This is a genomic window from Sphingomonas sp. MMS24-J13 (genome assembly GCF_044905095.1).
GTDB lineage: Bacteria > Pseudomonadota > Alphaproteobacteria > Sphingomonadales > Sphingomonadaceae > Sphingomonas_I.
Genome location: NZ_CP173258.1, coordinates 3,274,116 through 3,299,193, shown reverse-complemented (window position 1 = coordinate 3,299,193; position 25,078 = coordinate 3,274,116). Strand labels below are relative to the sequence as shown.

The window sequence follows — 25,078 nt, the reverse complement described above, 5'->3', positions numbered from 1 at the left end:
GCATGCCTGGGACAGCGCCCCGATGGATCCGCCGATGGGCAATTGCCACCACGATCATATTGGCCAGCCCGGCGATGGCGCAATTGCTCGGCGGTGGCGGCGGTCGGATCGGCAACGCCGTGGGCGGGCTCACGAGTGGGCTTGCCGGCGGGCTGACCGGGCAGGGTGTGGGCAACGGGCCGTTGACGCGTGCGATCGTTACCCCGCTCGACAATCTCGGCGGCATGCTATCCTCCACTGCACCAGGGGATCTGCTGTCGCTGCGGCGCGAGCGGTTGCGGGCGCTGGTGCAGGACAATCGCCGCGTGCTCGATGCGGACGATGCCGGGGCGCCGATCCGCCGTGACGAAATTGTCGGCCTTGGCCTCACCCCTGAGGCGCTGGCGAAGGCGAAGTCGGCCGGCTTTACGCTGGCCCGGACCGAGACTGTCGACAATTTCGGCCTGACCCTCAGTGTCTTGGCGCCTCCCAAGGGCAAAGCCGCGCGCAAGGCGATCGAGGCGCTGCGCAGGCTGGATCCCGCAGGCAGCTACACTCTCGATTATGTCTATGAGCCTGCCCGCGCACCGCTCGCGCCAATCGCGGGGCCAGCCGTGGGCGGCGGCGATGCGGGCGCGGGGGTTGCGATCGGGCTGATCGACGGCGGCATCGGCAATCATCCGGCCTTCGCCAATGCCCATATCGAGCAGCGCGGATTCGCCGGCGACCCCAAGCCGAGCGGTCATGGCACCGCGGTCGCGTCATTGATGGTGGGAGACGTTGGAGCCTTCCACGGCGTCTTGCCGGGGGCGTCCCTGTTGGCTGCCGATGTCTATGGCGGATCCGCCAGCAATGGATCGGCAGTGGCGATCGTGCGCGCAATGGGCTGGCTGGCGGAACGCCGGGTACGGGTCGTCAATATCAGCCTGGTCGGGCCGCCCAATCCGCTGCTGGAGGCGGGGATCAAGGCGCTGCAGGCGAAAGGGATCCTGGTCGTCGCGGCGGTCGGCAATGACGGGCCGGCGGCCCCGCCGCAATATCCCGCCTCCTATCCCGGCGTGATCGCGGTGACCGGGGTTGATGCGAAAGGCCAGGCGCTGATCGAGGCGGGCAAACCGCTCCACCTCGATTTCGCGGCACCGGGGGCGGACATGGTCGGTGCGGTGCCCGGCGGCGGTTGGGAAAGGGTGCGCGGCACATCCTTTGCGGCGCCTTTGGTCACGGCGAGCCTCGCCCGGCTCGGCAGCGTCGACCGCCTTGCCGCGACCGCCCGACCGGGGCGCGGCCGGATCGGGCGCGGGATCGTCTGCGGGGATTGCGGAACCGCGCCCCAGAAAGTCGGCGCAAAATAATTTCGGATGTCGGGATTAAAGTCGAAAGTGCCGTCGTTGCTCTTCTGAAGCCAGACAATGTCCGGCTGGTAGATTTGGGAGAAGAGCGATGAAGAATAGCACGCACACCCGTCTGTTTTTTGCAGCGATCATCATGGCTGGCGTCGCCACCGCACCTGTCAGCGCCCAGCTTTTGGGCGGCGGTCATGCTGGTGGTGTCGTCAGCGGCGCGCTCGGTGGCGCCGGCGGTCTCACCGGCACCGTCTCCAACACGCTCGGCGGCGCGGGTAGCGTCGGCGGCACGCTTGGATCGGCCACCGGCAGCGTTTCGAATAGTATGAACGGTGCCGGCTCGGTGACGGGCAGCAAGTCGATCAACAGCAAGACCGGTCAGGTCGGTGCCAATGCGGGGCTGGCAGGCACGGTCAGCCGCAGCACCGATGCGGCGCTGGGCGCGAACGGTGCCAATGGCAGCGGCCTCGCCGGCAATATCAGCAATTCGGGCACGACCAGCGTCAGCAGAAATGTCGGCACCAGCGCCGATCTGGTCGGCACCAACGACGTGAAAGGCGCCGCCGGCTCGGTCCGTACCGCGGCGACCGGCGCGGTGAGCCGGACGCGCAGCACCGCGACCGACGCGGTCGGTGCGGCCCGCTCCAAGGTTGCCTCGACCGCCGGCACGATCCGCAGTCAGGCGGGGGATGCAGTGGGCCGGGCGCGCAATACCGCAGGCTCGGCCTCGGGCAGCGCTTCAGGCGATCTCGCCGGGTCGGTGACGGGCAGCTCGGCCTCGGCCAGCGGCAACGGTTCGGGCCAGGTCCAGGCGCAGGGGCCGCAGCGCTAACAAGCGTACCCGGGTCGTATTCCGGGGATGACGCCGCCGGGTCTTCGAATCCCGCGGCGTTGTCGCGCTTATCGGCGGAGCAGGAACACCGCATGCTCGGCGCGCAAATTCGCTGCCGCGCTGCTGGTACGGCGATTGCCGGTCAGGAACCAGGCATCCTCGACGACGATCCCGCGCTCGGCGACGAAGGCGCGGAAGTCGTCGATGGTGAGCTGGTGGATATTCTCGGTTTCGTGCCACGATACCGGCAAGGCCGGAGTCACCGGCATCCGCCCGCCCCACATCAGCCCCCAGCGCACGCGCCAATAGGCGAAATTGGGGAAGGAGACGAAGGCACGCTGGCCGATCCGCAGCAGGTCGCTCAGCACACGATCGGGCTTGCGCGCGGTCTGCAGCGTCTGGCTGAGGATCGCATAATCGAACGCGTCGTCGGGATAATAGACCAGATCGGTGTCGGCATCGCCCTGCACCACCGAAAGCCCGCGCGCGACGGCGATGCTGACATTGGCCGGATCGATCTCGAGCCCGCGCACGTCGACCTGCTTGGTATCGCGGAGATTCGCCATCAGCTCGCCATCGCCGCAGCCGACGTCGAGCGCGCGGCTGCCCGGCGCGACGTTCGCGGCGATGATCGCAAGATCGGGGCGGAGGTTCATGGCTGCGCCCCAAGGAGAGCGGCAAACTCCGGCGACAGCCGTTCCATATACCGCTCGGGCTTCAGCAGCGGGTGAAACCCCACGCCGGCATAAACCCCATGCGCATCCTTGGTGACCAGCGCGAAGCGCCGGATGCTGGCAAAGCGCGGATGTTCGACGAACCAGCCGACCATCGCCCGCCCGATTCCTTGCCCGCGCGCGGTCTCGTCGACGAAGACATCCGCCAGCCAGGCGAAGGTCGTATGATCGGTCACCGTCCGCGCGAAGCCGATCTGGACGCCGTCGCGATAGGCGCCAAGGCAGTGCGACGCCGCCATCGCTTGTTCCACCGTTTCGCGCGCGATCCCCGGCGACCAGTAGCTCGACGCGAGCCAGCGATGGATGCGCGTCACGTCAAGCAAGGACCGAGCGTCCGAAAGCACCAGCTCGCTCATGCCTCGCCCGCCCGCAGAAAGCCGTCCACCACCGCGTTCAGTTGCGGCACGTCGAGCAGAAAGGCGTCATGCCCGAACGGCGAGGACAGCTCGACGAAGCTCGCAGCCGCCCCGGCGGCGTTGAGCGCATGGACGATCGTGCGCGATTCGGAGGTCGGATAGAGCCAGTCGGTATCGAAGCTCACCAGGCAGAAACGCGCGCGGCTGCCCTTGAAGGCGTTGGCAAGCAGCCCGCCATTCTCTTCGGCCAGATCGAAATAGTCGGTCGCCCGCGTGATGTAGAGGTAGGAGTTGGCGTCGTAGCGATCGACGAAGCTGATGCCCTGATGGCGCAGATAGCTCTCCACCTGGAAATCGGCATCGAAGCCGAAGCCGACCTGGCCCCTGTTCTGCAGCCGCCGCCCGAATTTCTCGTGCAGCCCGGCTTCGGACAGATAGGTGATATGCGCCGCCATCCGCGCGACCGCGAGGCCGGCCGAGGGCGGATCGTCGGTGCCGTAATAGTCGCCGCCACGCCAGCGCGGATCGGCCATGATCGCCTGGCGCCCGACCTCGTGGAAGGCGATATTCTGCGCGGTGTGGCGTGGGGCCGATGCGATCACCACCGCGGCGCGCACGCGATCGGGGAAAGTGGTGCACCATTCGAGCACCTGCATGCCGCCCATCGATCCGCCGATCGCGGCTTCCAGGGTGCGCACGCCGAGATGATCGAGCAAGAGCGCCTGCGTGCGCACCATGTCGCGGATCGTGATGACCGGGAAATGCATCGCATAGGGGGCGCCCGTGGCCGGATCGATCGAGCCCGGGCCGGACGACCCCATGCACGATCCCAGCACGTTGGCGCAAACGATGAAGTGCCGCGCCGGATCGATCGGCTTGCCCGCGCCCACCATCCGCGTCCACCATCCGGGCTTGCCGGTAATCGGGTGGGCGGACGCGACATGCTGGTCGCCGGTGAGTGCATGGCAGATCAGGATGGCGTTGCTGCCGTCGGCGTTGAGATGCCCATAGGTCTCGTAGGCGATCTCGACCCGCGCCAGGGTCGATCCGCCGTCCAGCGCGAACGGCCCGGGCAGCGTCACATGCCGCGCGAGCCCGAAGCGCCGGTCATCCGAAAAAGCGAGACTAGCCATGGGGAGGCCGGGCTATGGTCGGCCATGGCCGCTTGTCAACGGTGGGCAGCGTTGGGCGGAAATTGGGATGGCTTTCGTGGGATAGTTTGGGCGCAAGGTTCGGGATGATCGAGGCGCCGGCCTATGCCATTGAAGCGGCATGACGGACGTGATCGCACCACGGATCGACCGGCTCGACTGGGTCGGTCTGACGCAGCACCTGGACGGGGAAGGCTGGGCACGCATTCCGGGCCTGCTGACGCCTGTGGAGTGCGCGGAGGCGGCCACTTCGTTTCGGCGTCGAATGGCTTCCGCAAGCATGTCGTGATGCAGAATCATGGCTACGGGCAGGGCGAGTATCGCTATTTCGCTTATCCGCTCCCGCCTCTGGTCGCGGCCTTGCGCACCGCGCTTTACCCGCACCTCGCACCCGTCGCCAACCAGTGGCACGCGCGGATGGAGTTCGCTCGGCGCTTTCCCGACGAGCATGACGCGTTCATCGCGTGCTGTCATGATGCCGGGCAGCGCAAGCCGACGCCGTTGCTGCTGCGCTATCGTGCTGGCGATTATAACCGGCTCCATCAGGATCTGTATGGCGAGCATGTCTTACCGATCCAGGCGGTGATCCTGCTGTCGGACCCGAAAACCGATTTTTCAGGGGGCGAATTGGTGCTGACCGAGCAGCGTGCGCGGATGCAATCGCGTGCCCAGGTGGTGCCGCTTGCCCAGGGCGACGCGGTCCTGTTCGCGGTCAGCGCGCGACCGCAGGCCGGCCCGCGCGGCGATCATCGCGTCATCATGCGCCATGGCGTGAGTACGATCGCTGCGGGCGAGCGGCATACGCTCGGCATCATCTTCCACGACGCCGCGTGACCGCCGATCTGTTCGCGGCCGATCGCCACCGCATCGCGCTCGATCCCGGCGCGTGGCTGTTCGGGGGTTTCGCGTTGGATCGGGCGGGGGAATTGCTCGACGCGATTGCGGCGATTTCGGCGGCGGCGCCGTTCCGCCACCTCGAAACCCCCGGCGGGAGGCGCATGTCGGTGGCGATGACCAATTGCGGAACAGCCGGCTGGGTCAGCGATCGCGGCGGCTATCGCTATGGTCCGCGCGATCCGCTGTCCGGGGATCCATGGCCCGCCATGCCGCCTCAGTTCCACGTGCTGGCGGCCGAGGCTGCGGAGTCCGCGGGTTTCCCCGGCTTCGCGCCCGATGCCTGCCTGATCAATCGCTACGCGCCGGGATCACGGCTGACCCTGCATCAGGATCGCGACGAGGCCATGTTCGAAGCGCCGATCGTCTCGGTCTCGCTCGGTATCTCGGCGACCTTCCTGTGGGGCGGGCAGGCGCGCGGCGATCGGCTGCGGCGTCACACCTTGCACCATGGCGACGTCCTCGTCTGGGGCGGCCCTGCGCGGATGACCTTCCACGGTATCGATACGCTGGCCGCTGACGATCATCCCCTGACCGGGGCGTTTCGCTTCAACCTGACCTTCCGGCGTGCCCTTCACCCGGCGGCTCCGCTTCGCTAGAGCCGCGCGCATGAACGCTCCCACGCCCAAGCCCTGGATCCAAGCGATCTCGCCCTACGTGCCCGGTCGATCGACGGCCGACGATGGTCGTAAGCTCCACAAGCTTTCGTCGAACGAGAACCCGCTCGGCACCAGCCCGCTGGCGCGTGCGGCCTTCGTCAATGCGGCTTCGGCGTTGGAAATGTATCCCGATGGCGCCGCGATCGCGCTGCGCGAGGCGATCGGCGCGCATTATGGGCTCGAGCCCGAACGGATCGTCCATGGCACCGGATCGGACGAGGTGCTCCACCTTGCCACCGGCGCGTTTGCGGGGCTCGGCGACGAGGTGCTGTTCGTCCGCTACGGCTTCTCGGTCTACCCGATCGCGGCGCGCCGGGTGGGCGCGGTCCCGATCGAGGCGCCCGATACCGATTATGCGAGCGATATCGACAAATTGCTCGCGGCGGTGACCGAGCGGACCCGGGTGGTGTTCATCGCCAATCCGAACAATCCCACCGGCACCTACTCGACCAAGACGGAGATTGCGCGGCTCCATGCCGGGCTGCCCGAGGATTGCCTCTTGGTGGTCGATCAGGCCTACACCGAATATCTCGATGCCGAAGACGAGGATGGGGCGCTCGAACTGGCGCGGACCAAGCCCAATGTGCTCATCACGCGCACCTTCTCGAAGATATTCGGGCTTGCGGCTGGGCGGATCGGCTGGGGCTATGGTGCGATGCCGGTGATCGACGCGATGCAGCGCATCCGCGCGCCGTTCAACGTCGCCACCGCCGGGCTCGATGCCGCGGTCGCCGCGCTTCAGGACCAGGATTTCCTCGTCGCGAGCAAGGCGCACAATGACGAATGGCGCGCCTGGTTTGCGGGCGAGATCGCGGCGCTCGGCAATGCCGGGCTGCGCGCGGTGCCGAGCAAGGCCAATTTCATCCTCGTCCTGTTCGAAGGCGCGCTGACCGCCGAGACTGCCTACAAGGGCCTGATGGAGCGCGGTTACGCCACGCGCTGGCTGCCCGGCCAGGGTTTGCCGCACGGGCTGCGCATCACGATCGGCAGTGGTGAGGCGATGCAGGGCGTCGTCGCGGGCTTGCGCGAGATGATCGGGCAGGCAGGCTGATGCTGCCGTTCGCACGCGTTTCGATCATCGGGCTGGGGCTGATCGGCTCATCGGTGGCGCGCGCCGTGCGGGCGACGATGCCGACGGTGGCTTTGGTCGGGCATGATGCCGATCCCGATGTCCGCGGTCGCGCGGATCAGCTCGGTTTCTGCGACGATATCACCGACACGCTCGGCGCCGCCGTCACCGATGCCGATCTCGTGATCCTGTGCGTGCCGGTCGGCGCGATCGGTGCAGTCGCCGCCGAGCTCAAGCACGATCTGCCCGCCGACGCGATCCTGAGCGATGTCGGATCGTGCAAGGCGAGCGTGCTGGCGGCGATGGCCGAGCATTTTCCCGCGCGTCAGATCGTGCCGGCGCACCCGGTCGCCGGCACCGAGTATAGCGGGCCGGAAGCCGGGTTCGCGACCCTGTTCAAGGGGCGCTGGTGCATCCTGACGCCACCGGGCGACGCCGATCCGGCGGCAGTGATGCGCGTGTCCGCCTTCTGGGAGCGGCTGGGCGCCAATATCGAGATCATGGATGCGCGCCATCACGATCTGGTGCTCGCGGTGACCAGCCATTTGCCCCACCTGATCGCCTATACGATCGTCGGCACCGCGTCCGACATGGAGGAGGTCACCCAGAGCGAGGTGATCAAATATTCGGCGGGCGGCTTCCGCGATTTCACCCGCATCGCCGCCTCCGATCCGACCATGTGGCGCGATGTGTTCCTCGCCAACAAGGATGCCGCGCTGGAGATGCTCCAGCGCTTCACCGAGGATCTGACGATGCTCCAGCGCGCGATCCGCTGGGGCGACGGCGATGCCCTGTTCGATCTGTTCACCCGCACGCGCGCGGTGCGGAGGTCGATCATCGAACAGGGGCAGGATGATGCCGCGCCCGATTTCGGCCGCACGCACGAATAGCTGGGCTACCGGCCGATCAACCCTGCCCCCCGCCGCAACAGATACTTGTTATACTCGCGCAGCAAGGTGGTGAGGGTGGGTTCGCTCGGCACGCTGTCGCGCACGACGTGGACCCCGCTCAGCACCTGACGCAGTTCGTAGCGTGCGCGGCGCATATGCCAGTCGGTCGTCACCAGCCGGATCGATCGGTAATGGTGATCGGCGATCCAGCGCGCGGTCTCGTGGGCGTTCGATCGCGTGTCGACGGCCGAGCTGCCGAGATCGATCTGCGTCAGCAGGCCCGCGGGAATATCGTAGGTCGCGGCGAGGTCGGCAGCGCGGACGCGGCGATCGACCCCCGAGACCAGCATGCGCTTCGCTCTGCCCCGCGACAGCAGTTTGAGCCCGCGCGCAACGCGGCCGGGGCCGCCGGTCAGCACCACGATCCCGTCGGTCGCCTCGTCGCCGGCCGGGCCGGGTAGGCTCACCGCGAACAAGGCGAAGCCGAGCGCCCACAGCAGGACCAGAGCTGCGAAGAACCGCCGGATCATGGCGCGCGGCCGAGCCGCATCAGCAGTGACGCGTGCGCCGCCCCGGCGGCCAACAGGATCAGGCCCAGCAGCAACGCCGGGAGGATGATCCACCCGGCCCCGCCGAGGGCGACGGCATCGATACCGAGCGCCGCCACGCGGTGTTTCAGCAGCGCCATTGCGGCCAGGGCCAGCACGCCGCCGATCACCGCGCCACCGGCCGCATCGCGTGCGATCTGGCCGGTGATGACGTTGGCGACCTGCCGGTCGGTCGCACCGAGGCCGTGGAGGATCGCGACGGTCGATCCTTCGGCGGCGAAGGCCGCGCGCGCCGCGACGATCGCGATCAGGGCCGTTGCCGCCGCCGCGATCCCGGCGAAGGCGAAAGCGATACCGCGCAAAGTGCCGATCAGGTCGACGAGTGGTGTCAGTCCGGCACCGGCGGGTTCGGCGGTGATTGGGCCGATCTGCGCAAGCGCGGTGGCGATGGCGCGGAGATTCGCGCCGGGCGCGACGGTCAGATCGATCATCGCCGGGGCGGGCAGTTCGTCGAGGCCGGCGGTGCCCAGATACGGCCCGATCAGCCGCGCAATCTCGGCCGGATCGAGCTGGCGAAGCGCGACGACGTCGTGTCGCGCCTGCAAGGTGGCCATCGCTTCGGCCGCGAGCGCCTCGCGGCGGGGGCGATCGGGTTCGATGACCTGAACGATCACCCGGCTGGCGACCGCCTGTTCCAGTCCGCGTGCGGCCTGCCCGAGCGCCAGCACCGCGACCGCAGCGAGCGTCATCATCAGGCAGGCCGCCGCTATCAGCCCGCTCGTGGCGCCGGGCCGGCGGCGCGGTTTGATGAGCGGCGGAGTGGTCATCACGCGTTGACGGCCGTGCGGACCGGCGGATTGCGCAGCTCGCCGGCCGGATCGGCGATGCGTCCCCTTGTCAGGTGCATGATCACGCCTGCGGGCGCGCGCCGCAGCAGGTGGATATCATGCGTCGCCACCAGCACGGTCGTGCCGTTGCGATTGAGCGATTCGAGCAAGTGGAACACGCGCCCGGCCATGTCCGGATCCACATTGCCGGTCGGCTCGTCGGCGACGATCAGGTCGGGGGCGGTGATCACCGCGCGCGCGATCGCGACGCGCTGTTGCTCGCCCCCCGACAATGTCGCGGGGCGGGCTGCGGCGCGCGGCGCCAGCCCGACCCAGTCGAGCAATTCGGCCACGCGCGGCCCGATCTCGCGCTCGGTCATTCCGGCGATCCGCAAGGGCAAGGCGACATTGTCGTAAGCGCTCAGCGAGGGCACCAGCCGAAAATCCTGGAACACCACCCCGATCCGGCGCCGCAAGCCGGGCAGATGCCGACGCGACAGCGCGCCGACATCTTCGCCGAATAACTGGACAATGCCGCGACTTGGCCGCTGGGCGAGCGTGATCAGGCTCAGCAACGATGTCTTGCCCGCACCCGAGGGCCCCGTAAGCAGGTGGAAGCTGCCCTTCGGAATCGTGAAAGACAGATCGGACAGCGTTTCCGCCCCCGTGCCGTAGCGCAGCCCGACATTCTCGAAATGTACGATGCCGGCCATGCCCGTGTGCGCCCGCTCCAGCCCCGTAAAACCCGTCTGCGCCATCGCACGACGGTGGGCGGCAGGTAAAGCTTCGCGCGCCGCATATGCGGCGGCTTGCGGGGCGTGGCGGCAGGGCGCTAGGCTCCGGCGCATGCTGCTTACCTGTCCCAAGTGCGCCGCCACCTATGACGTCCCCGATAATGCGATCGGTCCCAACGGCCGCAAGATACGCTGCCGCGCGTGCGAGACGAGCTGGCAGGAGCCACCGCGCAGCGCGGTGACGCCGCCTCCGCCACTTCAGCCGCCGCCGACGATCCCGGAGCCGATCAAAGCGGAACGCGTGCCCGAAGACGATGTGCCTGCGCACCGGCGACGGCGCGGCCCGTGGTTGCTGCTGGCTCTGGTCGTGCTGGCGGTCGCGCTGGGCGTGGCGGCGGCCGTGCTCGCATTCGGTTCGCAGCAGGTCGCCTCGCGGCTCGGCCTCGCCGGGAATCGCGTGCCGCTGGGGATAGCGATCACGCGCCAGCCCGACTGGCGTCAGATCGGTGGGGGTGGCCAATTGTTCGCGGTATCGGGTCGCATCTGGAACCCGACCGGGCAGGAACAGGTGGTTCCCGATATCCGCGCCGAACTCAAGGATCGGCAGGGCCACAGCCTCTATAGCTGGACGATCACGCGTCCGGTACCGCGGCTGGCCCCGGGCCAGTCGGCGCTGTTCGACGGTGCTGCGGTCGATGTGCCGCCAGCATCGGCCAATATCAGCGTGAGCTTCGCCGGCACCGACGGGAACTGACCGCGCAAAAATGAATCGGGCAGAATGGTTGCAGCCCCCAAAACCCTCTGCTAGTGGGCGCGCCTTACCAACGCCCCGGGCCTTTCCGGGGACTTCCCGATGTGCGGTCGTGGCGGAATTGGTAGACGCGCAACGTTGAGGTCGTTGTGTCCGAAAGGACGTGGAAGTTCGAGTCTTCTCGACCGCACCATACAGTCCGGAATGAGCCGAGGGTTTTAGCGGCCATTCCGGGACTAGGCAAAAACCTGCAGAACTGCGCCATTCCTGAGGGCGGCTCCCTGACCTGAAGCCGGGAGACGCGCATCAGCGACGAAAGTGGGTACCGTTTCCGGCGCCCGTCTCTGGTTGAAAATTTTGATTTCAGTCGGTCGGGCGGCGGCGGGGGCCTGCCGCTGCTTGGCCCAATCGATCGGCAGATCGGTTGCGAGCAGCTCGCCTGGCGTGAGCGACGCAGGCGGGCGCCCTTCAAGGATGGCGACCACGAACTCGGGCGCGAGATGGCTCCGCCCGAACAGACGCGAGAGGCGAACTCGAAAGCGTCCGGTATCGTTGGCGATGCGGTTGAACGACTCGGCTGGAGAGCCAAGCACCAGCTTCCGCGCCCGGAACGCTTCCGCAAGCAGCTTGACCGACCGCGAAACCGCACGCGTTGAGCAATGTCCGCCGGATCGTAATGGTCAGGCGCTCTTCGCCAAGGTCGATCCGTTCGACACCGAGCGGCAGATCTTCGGGAAGACTTCAGACTGGGATCTCTTCACTCGACCACACCATCGAGGAAATTCCTGGATCGGTAAGTCCACGCCTGCCGGTTTCGGTCTTTCCTGCGAAGCGTCGGCAAAATGCGGGTACGCCCTCAACTCGTATGGCCAGATCATACCAATGGGCGCTCGCTTGCAGGTTCCACCTGTCGCGCACCGTCCCGCCCGGCGCGACGCTCACGCGTCGCTGACGCTGCCCGACGGCAGGGTAGCGGACGTCGGCGGCAATTACGAATATGGCATCGCCATGGGCGCGATTGATGAGCGCCAATTCGACGTCGCCTGTCTCCACGATGGGCGTAAGCAGGACTTCTACGCGAGGATCCGACGCCAGCGATCCAGCATAGCGGCGATAGAGCCCGTTGGGTCCTCGCAACGACAGATCGTAGGTGTCGCGCACTGCGCCGGTGTCGTGCCATTGCTCGCTGGCGAACGCCTGCCCGGCGCCGATCGTGTAGTGCCAGGGAGCCATGCGATCGGTATTGTCGTGTACGGTGAACGTGGCGCCGAGGCGCCCGCGGTTGACCATCTCGATCCGCAGGCGGCCGGCAGGCGTGACCTCGCCGATGACATCCAGATTATAGCCGAGCGGACGATGCGGACGTTGCCCCGCCATCTGAACCGTCGGCCGCTGTTCGGCGGGTATGGCATTTTCAGTGCCCGCCAGCGACTGCGCCACACGCGCCCGGAAGTCTGCGGTGTCGGGCAGTGGCCGCGTTCGCTCGCCCCTGTCCGCAGTGAAATCGAACGCCGATGTCAGGTCGCCGCAAACGGCGCGGCGCCAGGGACTGATATTGGGCTCGCGGACGCCGAAGCGCTGCTCCATGAAGCGGATGACCGAGGTGTGGTCGAACAGCTCCGAACAGACGAAGCCACCCCGGCTCCACGGTGACACGATGATCGTCGGCGTGCGGATGCCGAGCCCGATCGGGTGACGCCCCGGATAGCGGACCTTGTCGTCGCCGTGATAGCCGGCATAATCCTTGGTCTCGCCGTCGAGCGGCACCGTGCTGTGCCCCGAATAGCCCGCGATCGGCGGCACCGGCGGCGGCATATGATCGAAGAAGCCGCCCGCTTCGTCATAGTTGAGGATGAAGACCGTGCGAGCGAAGACCTCCGGATTATCCACCAGCGCGGCGATCAGCCCGGCGCAGACATGCTCCCCCTTCGACGGCTCGGCTTGCGGATGCTCAGAGAGATCGGCCGCGGTGACGATCCACGAGATTTGCGGCAGCGTCCTCTCAGCGAGATCCTTGCGGAAGGCGGCGACGAGCTGTTCGCCGTCCGAACGTTTACGGTCGAGGCCCAGCGCCGTCTCGCTGACCCAGGAGCGGCCCCGCGCGTAGAGCGACAAATCCTTTGCGCAGGGCCGGAAGGCGGGGAAAACCGAGAGCAGATTGTCGCCGAAATTGTCATACTCCTGATAGACTTTCCAGCTCACACCTGCCTTTTCGAGCCGCTCGGCATAGGTCGTCCACCGATAGGCTTCGGGATCGAGCGGCCGATCCTCCGCCATGTCGGCGCTTGGCGTCTCGTCCTCGCCGTAATTGCTCATCTGGGGATCGCCGCCGACGGTGCCGCCGCCGTTGCAGCCGGTAAAGAGGTGAAGCCGGTTGGGATAGGTCTGCGTCAGCGTCGAGCAATGATAGGCGTCGCAGATCGTGAAGGCATCGGCCAGCGCATAGTAGAATGGCAGGTCGCCGGCTGTGTAATGGAGCATCCTCTTGTGGAGCTCGCCGGTCTGCCCCCAGCCGTGATAGCGGCCGAAATCGAAGATGCCGAGATTGTCCTGATGCGACTGGCCGGCGCCATCGACGTGGAACGAGCGGCTGACCTTCGAATCGCCATGGTAGGGCATGACGTAGCCGTCCGGATGCTCGCGGCTCGGTTGCGACCAGACCGGGCGGCCGCCGGGCAGGCGCAGGGGGCGGGGATCGCCGAAGCCGCGCACCCCGTTGAGCATGCCAAAATAGTGATCGAACGAACGGTTCTCCTGCATGAACACGACGATATGCTCGACGTCGCGGATCGAGCCCGTGCCGCCGGCAGGCGCGATCGCCAGTGCGCGATCGATGAGGCCCGGGGCGATCGCCGCGCCCGCGGCCATGCGGAGAACATCGCGTCGCGTCGCTGCCACCGTTTTGCCTTTTCCTGCTGAAACCGCCAGGGACTGTCATATATTGGTATAGTCCAGTTGCTACAGAATCGCGACAATGGATGGCCCGGCCGGCGGCGATGTTGGCGGGTCGTCCATATTCAACCGCCTCAGCCATCAGGAACCAGAATGTCGGATATCGTTGACCAGTTGATTGCTCGCTTCGAAAAACATGGTTCCAAGCATTATGGCGAAGACGTCACCCAGTTGGAGCATGCGCTGCAATGCGCCGAACTCGCCCGCCAGCAAGATGGCTCGGACGCGATGATCGTCGCGGCCTTGCTCCACGATATCGGCCAGCTCATCGACGATGCCGGCAGCATGGCGGAGCGGCACGGCGTCGATGCGCGGCACGAGATTCTCGCCGAGGCGCTGCTGGGCCCCAATTTTCCGCGATCGGTAACGGACCCGATCCGCTACCATGTCGATGCCAAGCGCTATCTCTGCGCCGCGCGTCCCGATTATGCCGCGCTGCTGAGCGACTCGTCGCGGCTGAGTCTGCGCCTGCAGGGTGGCCCGATGGACGAGGCCGAGATGCAGGCGTTCCGCGCGCTGCCGGCGTTCGCCGGTGCCATATTGCTGCGGGAATGCGACGACGCCGCCAAGCGCCACGACTGGATCGTACCGGACCTCGCCTCCTATCGCCCACTGCTGGAGCGGATCTGCGTATCCGGGGGCTAGCCCTTGACCGCTTTGATGGCCTGCTGTCAGAGCCGGGGAATGCCGCCGAGATCAGAGATCGACCGGACGCTCTTCGCGAAAGCCGGCATCGCCGCCGGCCCGCAATATCTTGCTCTGCGCGATCAGATCGCGCTCGGTATCGAGACGGGGCAGCTCGCCCCCGGTGCGCGCCTGCCTTCGGAACGACAGTTGCAGATCGGCAGCGGCTCGGCACGCGGCACGGTGCGGGAAGCATTGTTCCAGCTCGAGGCTGAGGGGCTCATCTACCGGCGCGACCGCAGCGGCTGGTATGTGTCGCCGCCGGCCGTGACCTACGATCCGACCCGCTGGGCTGGGTTCATGACTTACGTAGCCGAGCAGGGCCGCATCCCGCGCACCGAGGCGCTCGCGAAGGAGACGGTGCCCGCGCCAACGACGGTGGCGGACATTTTCCGCGTAGCGCCCGGCACGCCGCTGTTCGTCATCACCCGCCGCCGCTCGATCGACGGGCGGCCGGTGTTGGTCGAGAAGATCACGGTCGAGCCGGCGCTCGCGCCCGATCTTCTCCGGCACTCGTTGGACGGATCGCTCACCCGCATCCTGACCGGCGACTATGGTTTGGTGGTCGCGCGCAACCGGATCGACATGCGGCCGTGCGCGCTGACCAACTCGGCTGCAGACGCGCTCAACGTCAAGCCGGGAACGCCTGGCCTGCTGGTGGTCCGGACGAGCTTCGATGCTGCGGGCCGGGTGGTGGAATATGACGAGGAATATTGGCGGCATGACGCGATCCGCATCCATGTCGACGTTCGCGTGGGGAGCCAAGCGGCGCCTTAGCCGACGATGAGGTGCTCCAGGACGCGCTTTTCCAGCACCAGCGACGCGCCAATCCGGTTGGTGCGCATGACGAGCCCGTCGCCGAGCGGTCGCGTCGCCGCGCGCACCGTCTCGATCAGCCGCAGGAAGTCCAGCCGAGCCCGCCCGTCTATCCCGTGCAGCGCGCAGAGCTGGCGCCAGTCGAACACGAAATTCTCCAGCGCCTCGGCGAAGCGCGCCGCGCGCGTCCGCGCTTCGGGGGTATCGGTGGCGGGCACCAGCTCGGTGCGCAGGTCATCGACGAGGAGCTGCACCTCGGCGGCGGGCATCACCAACGCGCGCTGGTAGCGTTCGGTGAGCAGGGGGGCTGCGGCGTGCGGGTTCCACGCGAGCGTCCGCCACGCCGCGCGCGGCGGCGCCTCCCCGCATGCGAACCGCCAGAAGGATGCGGTCCCGGTCGTGTCCGCGACCAAGTGGATGCGCTCCACATCCGATCGGTTCTCGACATGATGCCGGCGCCAATTGTCGAAGATCCATGCCTCGCCGGCCGCCATGTGCACCGATCGTCCGTCGCAGTGGAAGCTTACTTCGGGCCGGGTGAAGACCGGAATGTGCAGCCGCACCCGGCTGTGCCAGTGGTAATTGATATCGGCGTGCTCGGGCACTTCCGCGCGGGGCGCGAGGCGCATCAGCCGCGATCGGCTCCACACCACGCCGAACCCGGCAAGCACCTGGCGCAGATAGGGCATTTCCGCGAGCCAGCGGGTCGGCAGCATCTGGCCGTGATGATCGTCGGTCTCGCCGCCCTCGACACTGATCAGCCGCGCGGCGCTGTTGCCGGGCACGCCGTCCGGGTGCGGCACCCAAGCTTCCGCCGGCAATGCCGCGACCTCGGCCTGCAAGCGCCCGGCCTCGACGAGCAAGGGGAGCTGGAAGAAGGGACGCGACAACCGCATCGGTCAGTCCCGATAGCCCGTCAGCGCATCGCCCAGTGCGTTGCGCAGCGGGGCGAGCCATTCTTCGTAATGCCGCCATTGATCGAGGCCATCCCGCCCGATCGGCTGACGGACCTGCTCGGAACTGGGCGTGCGCACGCTGCGCCTGGTCTCGTGGAAGGTCAGGCACGCCGGTTCGAACGGCAGCCCGATGCGATCGAGCATCGCACGCACGCTCGCTTCGAGATCATCGACCACGTTCTCGTAATGCACCCGCAGCACTCGCCCGGGCAGCACCGCATCCCAATGCCGCATGATATCGACATAGGTACGATAATGATGCGCGACATCGGTGATGCGGTAGCTGAACTCCTGGTTGGTGGTGCCGAACAGCTGTTTGAGATTGCTGAAGCCGCAGGCCATCGGTGCGCGGCGTATGTCGATGATCGTCGCTTCCGGCAAAATCAGGTGGATCAGGCCGATATGCCAGAAATTGTTCGGCATCTTATCGACGAAGAAGGGCCGGCCGAGCCCGCGATAGACGCGCGTCTCGGCCAGAAAACGCTCGCCGAGCATGCGGGCGTCGGCGGCGGTGAGTTGCCCGAGCGCTTCGGGATGGAGCGGCAGGCCACAGTCCGGATCGGCGCCGCAGAGCTCGGCAGCCTGGCGCCCGATTTCGGTCAGCTCGTGGGTACCCTCGACCGCGGAATGCGAGGCCAATATCTGCTCGATCAGGGTCGAGCCCGAGCGCGGCAGCCCGACAACGAAGATCGGCGCGCAATCCGCCGCGCCCCAGCCGGCGCGGGCGGCGAAGAATTCGGCTGAGAAGGCGCGCTTGATCCGAAGTGCGGCTTCCGTCGCGACCTCGGGCCGATAGCGGCTGGTGGCGTGGCGAAGGGCATTGCCGCGCTCGTAATACAGCCATGAGGACCGATAGTCGCGGCGATCCTCCAACGCCTTGCCGAGCGCGAAGCAGAGATAGGTGCGATCCACATCCTGCGAGCCGGGCACCGCTTCCGCTGCGGCCATGCGTGCGATGTCCTCGTCGGTGAAGCGATAGGTCTTGAGGTTGGCGAGGCCGAACCATGCGACGCCCTGATCCGACCGCACATTCAAGGCAGCGCGGAAGTCGGCGATCGCTTCCTGCTGCCGTCCGGTGATCTTGAGCGCGTTGGCGCGCCACAACCGCAAGTCGCCGATCTCCGCCTCGGCTCGCTCGTCGGTCAGCAGCCGTTCGTAGAGATCGACGATCGGCTCGTGATCGCCGAGCGCGATGCAGGCGGCACCATATTGCTTGAGATATTCGGGATTGTCGGGCTCGTGCATCAGCAGATGCTCGGCCTGCTGCCGCGCCTGCAGGGGTTTCTGCCGCTGAAGCAGCACGATCGCATAATCGAGCCGCGCCTCGTGATAATCCGGCGCATGCGCGATTGCGGTGGCCAGCAGATTTTCGGCCTCGTCGAGCGCGTCTCCGTCAGTGTGAATACGCGCGAGCAGTCGCAACGCGCCGACATTGCCCGGATCCTTGCGTAGATAATCGCGAAGCACCTCTTCCGCCGGGCCCAGATCGCCGTCGGTATAGAGGCAGTTCGCGATCACAATTTCCTGCGGGAGCTGGCGCAGCATGGCGAGATTGCGCGCGGCCGCCGCCGCGCGGGCGGCATCGCCCGTCAGGCGATGGAGTTGCTCCAGCATGTCCCAACTCGCCGGCAGCGTCGGGTTGAGGCGTACCGCCTCGCCGAGCGCCGCGATCGCAGCCGGCGTATCGCGATGCAGGATGTGGCAGTGGCCGCGCTCCTGATACAGGCGGCTGAACCCGGGATGCAGCGCTTCCAGCCGGTCGAGCGCCGCCAGCGCCTCGGGCACGCGCCGGTTCGCACGCAGCTCCTTCGCTGCCTGCAACAGCGCGTCGCGATCCGTGCTCATCGTGCGGCCTCCGCGCGCAGGAACGGCTCGAGCCACGCCGGATCGGGCTGGTCGCCATCGTAATATTCGAAGATCAGGTGGATGCGATCACTCTCGCCGCCGTTGCGCACCCAGTGCGGGCCGAGATTGTCCACCTCCACCGCCTGGCCCACCGGGAAGTGAAGTTCGCGCCCGCCGAAGCAGGATAGTACGTTATCATTCGTGGTCAGCGGCACATGGATTTTGTGCGGCCATTTCGCCGCGGGGCCCGCATCGACATGCGGGTGGATCACGCCGCCGGCTGCCATCCGCGCCAGCATGACGCGCGGGAAGATGCCGCGCGCATAGCCGTAGCCGCGCACCGCTTGCACCATCACCGGCTCCAGCAGGGTGCGCCATTGCGGCCAGCTGGCGCGATCGTGCGAGCATCGCCAATCGCGCGGGCCGTCTATGAATCGGAAGACGATGTGCCGGGTCGCGTCCAGCACCTCGAACCGGTTCGGCTTGGCGGCATTCTCAGCCTCCCATTCGGCCTCCGGGATCGCCAGGACCGCTGCGCGCAGTTCTGCCACGTCGACCGGGCCGAGCGCGCGGACGCCGTTAGTCTTGCGCGGATTCGCGGCGAGGACGGGGCTCATCCGATGCCTTCGAACGTATAGCCGAACAGATCGAGATCGCGGGCGTAGCGCGCGGCGACGCCCTCGATCAGGCGCTGGTCGTAATAGCGACGATAGTCGCCGTGGCTGGTGCCGTTGACGCGGTCGAGCGCGCGCGATGTTATGCCGATCCGCGCGCAGATCGCATCGTAGGACGCCTGCATCTCCTCGACCCGTCCAATGAGGTCGGTCAGCAGCGTCCGGCCGTCATCGTCGACCAGCAGCGAGGATTGCGGCTGGAACAGGATGTGCCCCTCGGGAGGCTCGCGGAACAGGAAATGGGCCATCGCGTCGCGCGGGCGCTGCTGGAAGACGGTGCCGCCGCGCAGCATGAAGGCGCAGTAGGACACGAACCGATCGAACGGATTGCGCACGAACGCGAACTTCAGATAGCCGGCGAACGCCTCCTCGCCGAGATACGGGCGCACTTGCCTGAGCGAGAGATGGCCGTGCTGGATCGCCGCCAGCTCCGCCCACGGGAAGCGCCGGTTCACGAACAGCCCTACCTGTTCGATATCCTCTTCGCCCATCTGCTCGCGCAGCGCCTGGCGCACGCTGTGCGTGCCTGTCTTGGGCACGGCGGCGAACATGAAGCGATGGCGATGCGAGACGATCATGGTGTGAGATAGCCAAAAAGCGCGCCCTCCGAAGAGGGCGCGCGATGCTTGGAGAAAGAGCGGCTCAGAATTTGTAGCTGAAGCCGCCCATATAGGTCGTCCCGCTCTGGGTCTGGTTGTAGAGATAGCGGGGCGTGCCCCAGAATTGCGTATCCTTCTGGTTGGTCAGATTGATCGCGTCGGCGGTGAGCTGCAGCCGATCGGTGATGTTGAAGAAGGCCGCCGCATCGACATAGGTGGTTGGCTCGAAGCCACGCGTCGAGGCGTCGGTCGGGGGCGCGCCATCGCTGGCGCGGCCGGTATAATAGAGGCTGCGATGGCTGAGTGACGCGCGCGCGCCCCAGCGTTTGGTCTCGTAATAGACGGTCAAATTGTAGCTGGTCTTTGATATACCGGTCAGCGCCTTGTCTGGATCGACATAGGTGAAGTTCGCCACCACGCCGAGATTGTTGAAAGGGGCGGGCAGGAAGGTCATTTGCGCCTGCGCGGCCACCTCGACGCCGGTCAGCGTCTTCGTGCCGGGCACGTTGATCGGCACGTCGAATTCCTTGACGATCGTGCTGTCGGTCGCACCCGGAATGACGCTGGAGGGCACGCCCGTCTGGCTGAACGGAACGTTGGTCAGCGTCTGCGAGCCGATGAAGTCCTTGATCCACTTGTGGAACACCGCCGCCGACAGCAGGCCGACCTTGCCGAAATAATATTCGGCCGCGACGTCCACCGTCGTGTCCTTGAACGGCTTGAGGCCCGGATTGCCGCGCGACGCGGTGATCGAGCCGTCGTCTCCGACGCTGGCCGTGCCCTGCGCCGCCATCGAGCTCAGGGTCGGGCGATTGAGGTTCTGCGTCGCGGAGAAGCGCACCAGCACCTCGGGGTTGAGTTCGAGCACGGTGTTGAGCGCCGGCAGCACGCCCGAATAATGGCCCTTCACATCGGCCGAGCCGAGATAGGCATAGCTGCTGCCCTGGATCCAGCCGATGCTGTGGGTGTTGGTGCGATAGCCGCGCACGCCGGCATTGCCGCGGAAGCGCAGACCGAACAGCTCGGTATCCCAGTCCATCTGGGCATAGCCGTCGATCGTTTCTTCCGACGTGTCGTAGACATTCTCGATGTCCTGGATCGTGCCGCCGGTGCCGTCGGGCTTGGGCCCGAGGCGGTGATATTCGTGGTATTTCGCAAACGCCTTCGAGAAATCGCCGACCAGCCACGAACCGAAGCTGTTCTTGAATACCGAGGTGATGTCGGCAACCGAGGTCCCGCGCGTTTCCGCGTTGGTGCCGTTGACGCCGCCGTCATAGAAGTAGCTCGCGCCACCCTGCTCGAACCGGTGATAGGCCGCGCCGGCGCGGAAGGTCAGGACGTCGTTGAGCTTGTAGCGCAGGTTGAGGACGCCCTCGCGCAGTTCCGAGTGATTGTTGAAGGCGCGATAGTAGAAATCGTCCATCGTGTAATTGTTCGGGTTGGTCAGATCCGAATTCGGATACTGGAACGAGACCGAGCGGCCGTCAGCGCCATAATCGGCGATCTGATTGCCCTTTGCGCGCATGTAGAGCTTGTCGTCATAGGGCGTGTCATATTTCGACTTCTCGTAGCCGCCATGGCCGTCGATCGTGAAGCGATCGTTGACGTCCCACTTCACGGTCAGGGCGATCTGGTTGAACCGGTTCTTGTTCAGCTCGCGGCGATGCTCGCTGCCGAAGGTCGTGCCGGTAACGTCGGTCTTGGTGACGTAATTGTTGGCGTCCCACTGGATGTCGTTGATGGTCGACGGTGTCTTGAACAAAGCCGGCCACGCCGATCCGGCCGGCCCGTCGAACGCAAACGAGGCGGTGCCGCTCGCGATCGGCCGCGTCGCCAGATGATATTCGTCGCGATGGGTGGTGAACTCCCCGTGCAACGCGTCGAGCGTGAACAGCAGATTGTCCGCCGGCCGGTATTGCATCGCCGCCGTGATGCCGAGCCGCTTCTGCCGCGCGTCGAAGGAGGACAGACGGTCGCCATCCGGAAACAGCAGGGTGCCCGACAGGAATTTGGTCTGCTGCGCGGCGCTCAGATGTGAGATGTCCAGCCCCTGGCCAACCAGTTTCGCGGCATTCGACGCGCTCAGCTTATCGTAATTATAGTCGTCATGGCCTTGTTCGGTGGTCTTGCGCTTGCTGTAGGCGACCGAGACGAGAATGCCGAACTTGTCGTCCCAGTTCCGGCTGAGCAAGGCGGCGACGCGCGGCTGGAAATCCTTGGTATATTGGTTGCTGCCGCCCTTCGCGACGATAGCGCCCTTCCAGCCGTCCTTGTAATCGAATGGTTTGCCGGTGAAGAGGCCGACGGTGCCGGCCATGCCGCCCTCGTTCTGCGCCGCCTCATAGGTCTTCTCGACCTCGACCTTGGAGAACAGTTCAGAGGCGAAGATGTTGAAGTCGAAGGCGCGATCGCGGCTGCGTTGGCCGCGGCTGTCCTGCGCCGAATTGACGTTGCCGAGCACTTCCATGCCGTTGAGCTGGACGCGGGCGAAATCCGGGCCGAGGCCGCGCAGCGAGATGCGCCGGCCCTCGCCCGCCTCACGCGTGATCTGGACGCCCGGCACGCGCTGCAGCGATTCGGCGAGGTTGAGCTCGGGGAATTTGGCGATGTCCTCGGCGACGATGGCGTCCTTCTGGATCACCGAGTCCTTCTTGATCTTGCGCGCCTCGCTGAGCGACTTGCCGTAGGTGCCGACGACGACGATTTCCTGGTCCGACGCGCTGGGTGCCGGCTTCTTCGCGGAGTATCGCTCGGCGGTGACGTCCTGGGCCGTGGAATCTTGCGTTTCAACCGGTCGTGCAGCCTCCTGCGCGAACGCGATGCCCGGACTGGCGCCGGCGACGATCGCCGCGACGGAGGCAAGCAAAAGGCTCTTGACGCTCAGGCGTGTCGCCCGAGCCGAATAATACGTCATGATGGTTCCCGACCCCACTGGTATGAACCAGACCCCATAAGCAGCTTCCGGAGACACCTCCGTGACAATGGCGAAACGATTCGAGATGAGGCCGAAGAGGGCTGCTCGCTTCGAGCGGCCTGAGGCAGAGCCGAGCGATTAGACTTGGCCGGATTTGCAACGGAAATGGCGTCGACATCACCCGCCTGCCCGCTTGCCCTCTGCAGCAACGCTAAATTGGACTATACCAATCGGTAAATTGCTTCCGGTCGGTCGCCCGGGGTGGCGAATCACGACGGAAGGCTGCGCCGCGCCCCCGATCGGTTCAGTAAGCCGGCTTCGCCAATGCGGCTGCCTCAGCGCGGCAGGCCTTGGAATCCGGTGCCGGAGCGTTCGCACGGACCATTGCCAATTCGGTGCGCGCGGCCTCCATGTCCGCGCGGAAGGCGGGGGAGCCATGCAAAGCGGCGGTCGAGGCCGCGCCCGCCAGCCATCCGGCCTCGACCGCGCTCAAGCTGTGTGCGCCGCAGATCAGCCGGCTCTCGCCAAAGGCACGGCCGCGCGCGAGGATCTCGGTGGCACGATCGGGCGCGAGTTCCGCCAGGATCAATGCCTCCATCCAGCCGCCAGCGGCATGGCCGGACGGAAAGTCGCCATTGCCGGCGAGATGGGCCGTCTTCGGTTCGCAGATCGGCGCCTTCGTGCCGAGATAGGGCCGCCGCACATGATAATATTGCTTCACGGGATCGACGATGCCGACGGTCCCGGCTCGATCGAGCAGGTGCGCCAGCGCCGGTGCCGTCCGCGGGGTCAGTGTGACGCCGAGCGCGCAGGCGAAATGCTCGAACGCCCCGGTGTGAACGTCGGAAATTGCCACCGCCCAGCGCGGCGTACCCTGAAGCCGCCGCGTCGCGGCGAACACCTGATGGTCCGCCGTCTGCCTAGGACTGCCCGCGGCCGGGGGCGGCGGCAGGATGCGGACGCCGTCGGGCATCGCCTCCGGCGACAGATAATCGTTGCTCGCCGCGCCCGCCGTTTCGATTGCGAGCCCCTTGCACCGGCCGGCGGTACGGACCGGATTGCACACCGCCGCAGCACCACCCGGCAGCCGCACCCGATAGGCGTTGTCCAACCGCGGTTCCGGCCAGAGGTAATCGGTCGATACGAACTGCGCGCCCGACGCCAATGCCGCATCGCGCCTCCGCGTGTCGTTTTGCCGCGCCTCGATCGTGCCGGCGTCGGCGCGGGTGCGCACGATGAAGCCCGCCGCCACCGCCTTGCGAATGCGATCCCCCTCGGCGATCGGATCGTTGAGCGTCAGATAGGCCGCCGCCGGGGAGGCTTCGTCAGTGTTGACGAAGAACACCCTCCCCTCCAGCGATCGTCTCTTGCCGCGATAGAGAGCGACCTTGTCCGGCCCCTCGTCGAGCGCGAAAAGAATTTTACCGCGGGCTTGGCCCAGCGTCGGCCAGGCATCATGCAAAACCGCCTCGCGCAGCGTCGGCCAGGTGCCCTGGACGTCGTCGGGCGTGATCAATTCCTGCGGCGGAAACACCGCGCGGACCTCGCGATCCAGCGCATCGAACGCGGCGGCATCGAACGGCAGCGCGGTGGTTCCGCCCGGCACCGGCGAATTATCCGTCTTGGCGTTGAACATCAGCATGATCGGCGCATGGTCGGGATGGGCGAGCAACCAGCGTCGCACGATGCCGAGGCAAGCGCGCAGGGTGATGCAGGAGCTCAGGACATCGACATCCTGGATGTGCATCACCTTGAATCCCGGCTCCGCGAGCGCGGCCCGCCGGGCCGGATCGAGCGCCACGCCGGCGACGCGCAGCCCGACCGGATCGAGGAAGCGGCCGCCTTCGGGATCGTTATAGATGTCGATCTCGAGCTGTCGTGCCCCTGCGTCCAGCTGCTCGGACAGCGGCCGGTGGCGATAGTCGATCTCGTCGGCATGATCGGGATCGCCCGCGCGCACGAGCGCAAGGACGGCGCCGGGTATTGCTGCCTTGTAGCTGTTGTGCGTGCCGACGGTCAGCAGGTCGTTGAGCTTCAGAGTCCGGTCCATTCGCGCCTGTTCGCAGTCCCGCATGGTCGCCACATCGCATCGCGAGCCCGTCTCCTGCGCGCCGGCCGACAGCATGAGGCCAGCGACGAGCATGACTGGTGTTTTCCACATCCTGCGACCCCGCCCATTTATAGGTCCGATGGTCTAGACCATGCCTGCGCGACATTAGGATGACGACATGACGGAGAGAATGAGGGGCGCCGGCTTGCCCTCTCAGGAGGTAAACTGGTCGCTCCGGTGAGCACGGCCCATTGAAGGCGGCTGGCGGTCCGTCGGGCCTGGCTGATGAGCAGTTTGGATCATTGGTCTAGCGCCTCAAAGCGGCCAAGCCGTGGAGCCTCCCGGACAATAAACTCCTGATCCGTCTGGCTGCGGCCGGGGTGACATATGGAGCGGGTTGAATTGTCGGAACATCGCTCGGCTGACGTGTGGCCATCGCCGTCAGACTGCCGTCAGTCGCCACCGCTAATCTCCTGCTGAAGGAGAAGGCGATGGTCACAGGGAGACATGTTCGCGAGGATACGCTGAAGGTCTGGGACGTGCCGCTCAGGCTTTTTCACTGGCTCCTTGTTGTGGCAATTGCGATCGCGTTCCTTTCCTCGGAAGGGGATAGCCCGATCGCCGGCTGGCATATCGCGGCGGGCTGGACCGTCGTGGTGCTTGTCGTCTTCCGCCTCGTTTGGGGGTCCATCGGTGGCGAGCATGCCCGGTTCGACGCCACCGCTTTCGGGCCGAGGCTCGAGGCCGAGCATGGCATGCGCCATGGCGGTGATCGTCCATTCAGTGCGGTGGCCGAAGGCACCGACAAGGATTGATCATTG

25 protein-coding genes and 1 tRNA gene are annotated in these 25,078 nt (G+C 66.4%); 12 read left to right on the top strand and 14 right to left on the bottom strand.

Translation table 11 applies throughout. The features are described from left to right. The first annotated feature begins 2 nt into the window (after positions 1-2). Together AB4Z44_RS15155 and AB4Z44_RS15150 are read left to right on the top strand one after the other, a co-directional pair. Positions 3-1,331, top strand: a complete 1,329-nt coding sequence (locus AB4Z44_RS15155; protein WP_404710529.1) for a S8 family serine peptidase — start codon at positions 3-5, stop codon at positions 1,329-1,331. 88 nt (positions 1,332-1,419) lie between these two features. Next, positions 1,420-2,154 carry a hypothetical protein gene (locus AB4Z44_RS15150; protein ID WP_404710528.1) on the top strand — a complete coding sequence of 245 codons (735 nt, stop codon included), beginning with the start codon at positions 1,420-1,422 and terminating at the stop codon, positions 2,152-2,154. A gap of 68 nt (positions 2,155-2,222) precedes the next feature. Here AB4Z44_RS15150 and metW read toward each other — a convergent pair whose 3' ends face one another. From metW to AB4Z44_RS15135, 3 genes are read right to left on the bottom strand one after another with little or no spacing between them, the layout of a single operon-like run. Further along, complete coding sequence (gene metW, locus AB4Z44_RS15145) at positions 2,223-2,810, bottom strand: methionine biosynthesis protein MetW (RefSeq protein ID WP_404710527.1); 588 nt, start codon at positions 2,808-2,810, stop codon at positions 2,223-2,225. Next, on the bottom strand, positions 2,807-3,244 hold the full coding sequence (locus tag AB4Z44_RS15140) for a GNAT family N-acetyltransferase (RefSeq protein ID WP_404710526.1): 438 nt from the start codon (positions 3,242-3,244) through the stop codon (positions 2,807-2,809). Before AB4Z44_RS15140 ends, metW begins: the two co-directional genes overlap by 4 nt. Continuing rightward, positions 3,241-4,377, bottom strand: a complete 1,137-nt coding sequence (locus tag AB4Z44_RS15135; RefSeq protein WP_404710525.1) for a homoserine O-acetyltransferase — start codon at positions 4,375-4,377, stop codon at positions 3,241-3,243. The genes AB4Z44_RS15140 and AB4Z44_RS15135 overlap by 4 nt, the downstream gene beginning before the upstream one ends. A gap of 139 nt (positions 4,378-4,516) precedes the next feature. Between AB4Z44_RS15135 and AB4Z44_RS15130 the strand changes: the two genes are divergently transcribed. From AB4Z44_RS15130 to AB4Z44_RS15110, 5 genes are read left to right on the top strand one after another with little or no spacing between them, the layout of a single operon-like run. Then, complete coding sequence (locus AB4Z44_RS15130; RefSeq protein WP_404710524.1) at positions 4,517-4,684, top strand: hypothetical protein; 168 nt, start codon at positions 4,517-4,519, stop codon at positions 4,682-4,684. Continuing rightward, on the top strand, positions 4,684-5,229 hold the full coding sequence (locus AB4Z44_RS15125) for a 2OG-Fe(II) oxygenase (protein WP_404710523.1): 546 nt from the start codon (positions 4,684-4,686) through the stop codon (positions 5,227-5,229). Before AB4Z44_RS15130 ends, AB4Z44_RS15125 begins: the two co-directional genes overlap by 1 nt. Continuing rightward, on the top strand, positions 5,226-5,888 hold the full coding sequence (alkB, locus tag AB4Z44_RS15120; protein WP_404710522.1) for a DNA oxidative demethylase AlkB: 663 nt from the start codon (positions 5,226-5,228) through the stop codon (positions 5,886-5,888). The genes AB4Z44_RS15125 and alkB overlap by 4 nt, the downstream gene beginning before the upstream one ends. Positions 5,889-5,898: 10 nt before the next feature. Continuing rightward, complete coding sequence (locus AB4Z44_RS15115) at positions 5,899-6,999, top strand: pyridoxal phosphate-dependent aminotransferase (protein WP_404710521.1); 1,101 nt, start codon at positions 5,899-5,901, stop codon at positions 6,997-6,999. Next, positions 6,999-7,907 (top strand): prephenate/arogenate dehydrogenase family protein, encoded by a 909-nt coding sequence (locus AB4Z44_RS15110; protein WP_404710520.1) that lies wholly within the window; start codon positions 6,999-7,001, stop codon positions 7,905-7,907. The genes AB4Z44_RS15115 and AB4Z44_RS15110 overlap by 1 nt, the downstream gene beginning before the upstream one ends. A gap of 5 nt (positions 7,908-7,912) precedes the next feature. On the opposite strand, the gene AB4Z44_RS15105 is transcribed toward AB4Z44_RS15110, so the two are convergent. From AB4Z44_RS15105 to ftsE, 3 genes are read right to left on the bottom strand one after another with little or no spacing between them, the layout of a single operon-like run. Then, positions 7,913-8,437: a YdcF family protein gene (locus tag AB4Z44_RS15105; RefSeq protein ID WP_404710519.1), complete on the bottom strand. Its 525-nt coding sequence runs from the start codon at positions 8,435-8,437 to the stop codon at positions 7,913-7,915. Further along, positions 8,434-9,285, bottom strand: a complete 852-nt coding sequence (locus AB4Z44_RS15100; protein WP_404710518.1) for a hypothetical protein — start codon at positions 9,283-9,285, stop codon at positions 8,434-8,436. Before AB4Z44_RS15100 ends, AB4Z44_RS15105 begins: the two co-directional genes overlap by 4 nt. Further along, the gene (ftsE, locus tag AB4Z44_RS15095) at positions 9,282-9,995 is read right to left on the bottom strand and encodes a cell division ATP-binding protein FtsE (RefSeq protein WP_404710517.1); all 714 of its coding nucleotides are present in this window, start codon (positions 9,993-9,995) and stop codon (positions 9,282-9,284) included. The genes AB4Z44_RS15100 and ftsE overlap by 4 nt, the downstream gene beginning before the upstream one ends. Positions 9,996-10,128: 133 nt before the next feature. Here ftsE and AB4Z44_RS15090 point away from each other — a divergent pair, with 133 nt between their 5' ends. Together AB4Z44_RS15090 and AB4Z44_RS15085 are read left to right on the top strand one after the other, a co-directional pair. Beyond that, positions 10,129-10,770: a zinc-ribbon domain-containing protein gene (locus AB4Z44_RS15090; RefSeq protein ID WP_404710516.1), complete on the top strand. Its 642-nt coding sequence runs from the start codon at positions 10,129-10,131 to the stop codon at positions 10,768-10,770. Positions 10,771-10,873: 103 nt separating this feature from the next. Then, positions 10,874-10,960: transfer RNA gene (locus AB4Z44_RS15085), tRNA-Leu, on the top strand. A gap of 43 nt (positions 10,961-11,003) precedes the next feature. On the opposite strand, the gene AB4Z44_RS15080 is transcribed toward AB4Z44_RS15085, so the two are convergent. Further along, complete coding sequence (locus AB4Z44_RS15080) at positions 11,004-11,360, bottom strand: hypothetical protein (protein WP_404710515.1); 357 nt, start codon at positions 11,358-11,360, stop codon at positions 11,004-11,006. Between the two features lie 148 nt (positions 11,361-11,508). After that, entirely contained in the window at positions 11,509-13,665 is a 2,157-nt protein-coding gene (locus AB4Z44_RS15075) for a phosphocholine-specific phospholipase C (protein ID WP_404710514.1), read from the bottom strand. Positions 13,666-13,812: 147 nt separating this feature from the next. On the opposite strand from AB4Z44_RS15075, the gene AB4Z44_RS15070 reads away from it, so the two are divergent. Together AB4Z44_RS15070 and AB4Z44_RS15065 are read left to right on the top strand one after the other, a co-directional pair. Next, positions 13,813-14,364 (top strand): HD domain-containing protein, encoded by a 552-nt coding sequence (locus tag AB4Z44_RS15070; protein ID WP_404710513.1) that lies wholly within the window; start codon positions 13,813-13,815, stop codon positions 14,362-14,364. Between the two features lie 39 nt (positions 14,365-14,403). Then, positions 14,404-15,180 (top strand): UTRA domain-containing protein, encoded by a 777-nt coding sequence (locus AB4Z44_RS15065; protein ID WP_404710512.1) that lies wholly within the window; start codon positions 14,404-14,406, stop codon positions 15,178-15,180. Here the strand turns inward: AB4Z44_RS15065 and AB4Z44_RS15060 are convergent. From AB4Z44_RS15060 to AB4Z44_RS15035, 6 genes are all read right to left on the bottom strand, one after another. Then, on the bottom strand, positions 15,177-16,115 hold the full coding sequence (locus AB4Z44_RS15060; RefSeq protein WP_404710511.1) for an aspartyl/asparaginyl beta-hydroxylase domain-containing protein: 939 nt from the start codon (positions 16,113-16,115) through the stop codon (positions 15,177-15,179). The two genes, AB4Z44_RS15065 and AB4Z44_RS15060, sit on opposite strands and share 4 nt — an antisense overlap. A gap of 3 nt (positions 16,116-16,118) precedes the next feature. Further along, the gene (locus AB4Z44_RS15055) at positions 16,119-18,020 is read right to left on the bottom strand and encodes a sulfotransferase (RefSeq protein WP_404710510.1); all 1,902 of its coding nucleotides are present in this window, start codon (positions 18,018-18,020) and stop codon (positions 16,119-16,121) included. Then, on the bottom strand, positions 18,017-18,637 hold the full coding sequence (locus AB4Z44_RS15050) for an aspartyl/asparaginyl beta-hydroxylase domain-containing protein (RefSeq protein WP_404710509.1): 621 nt from the start codon (positions 18,635-18,637) through the stop codon (positions 18,017-18,019). The genes AB4Z44_RS15055 and AB4Z44_RS15050 overlap by 4 nt, the downstream gene beginning before the upstream one ends. Next, the gene (locus tag AB4Z44_RS15045) at positions 18,634-19,272 is read right to left on the bottom strand and encodes a sulfotransferase family 2 domain-containing protein (RefSeq protein ID WP_404710508.1); all 639 of its coding nucleotides are present in this window, start codon (positions 19,270-19,272) and stop codon (positions 18,634-18,636) included. Before AB4Z44_RS15045 ends, AB4Z44_RS15050 begins: the two co-directional genes overlap by 4 nt. 64 nt (positions 19,273-19,336) lie before the next feature. Then, positions 19,337-22,207 (bottom strand): TonB-dependent receptor, encoded by a 2,871-nt coding sequence (locus tag AB4Z44_RS15040; RefSeq protein WP_404710507.1) that lies wholly within the window; start codon positions 22,205-22,207, stop codon positions 19,337-19,339. A 304-nt stretch (positions 22,208-22,511) separates the two neighbouring features. Continuing rightward, positions 22,512-24,257, bottom strand: coding sequence for a Ca2+-dependent phosphoinositide-specific phospholipase C (locus AB4Z44_RS15035; protein ID WP_404710506.1), 1,746 nt, complete (start codon positions 24,255-24,257; stop codon positions 22,512-22,514). Positions 24,258-24,685: 428 nt separating this feature from the next. Here AB4Z44_RS15035 and AB4Z44_RS15030 point away from each other — a divergent pair, with 428 nt between their 5' ends. Next, positions 24,686-25,072: a cytochrome b/b6 domain-containing protein gene (locus AB4Z44_RS15030; protein ID WP_404710505.1), complete on the top strand. Its 387-nt coding sequence runs from the start codon at positions 24,686-24,688 to the stop codon at positions 25,070-25,072. Positions 25,073-25,078 lie beyond the last annotated feature (6 nt).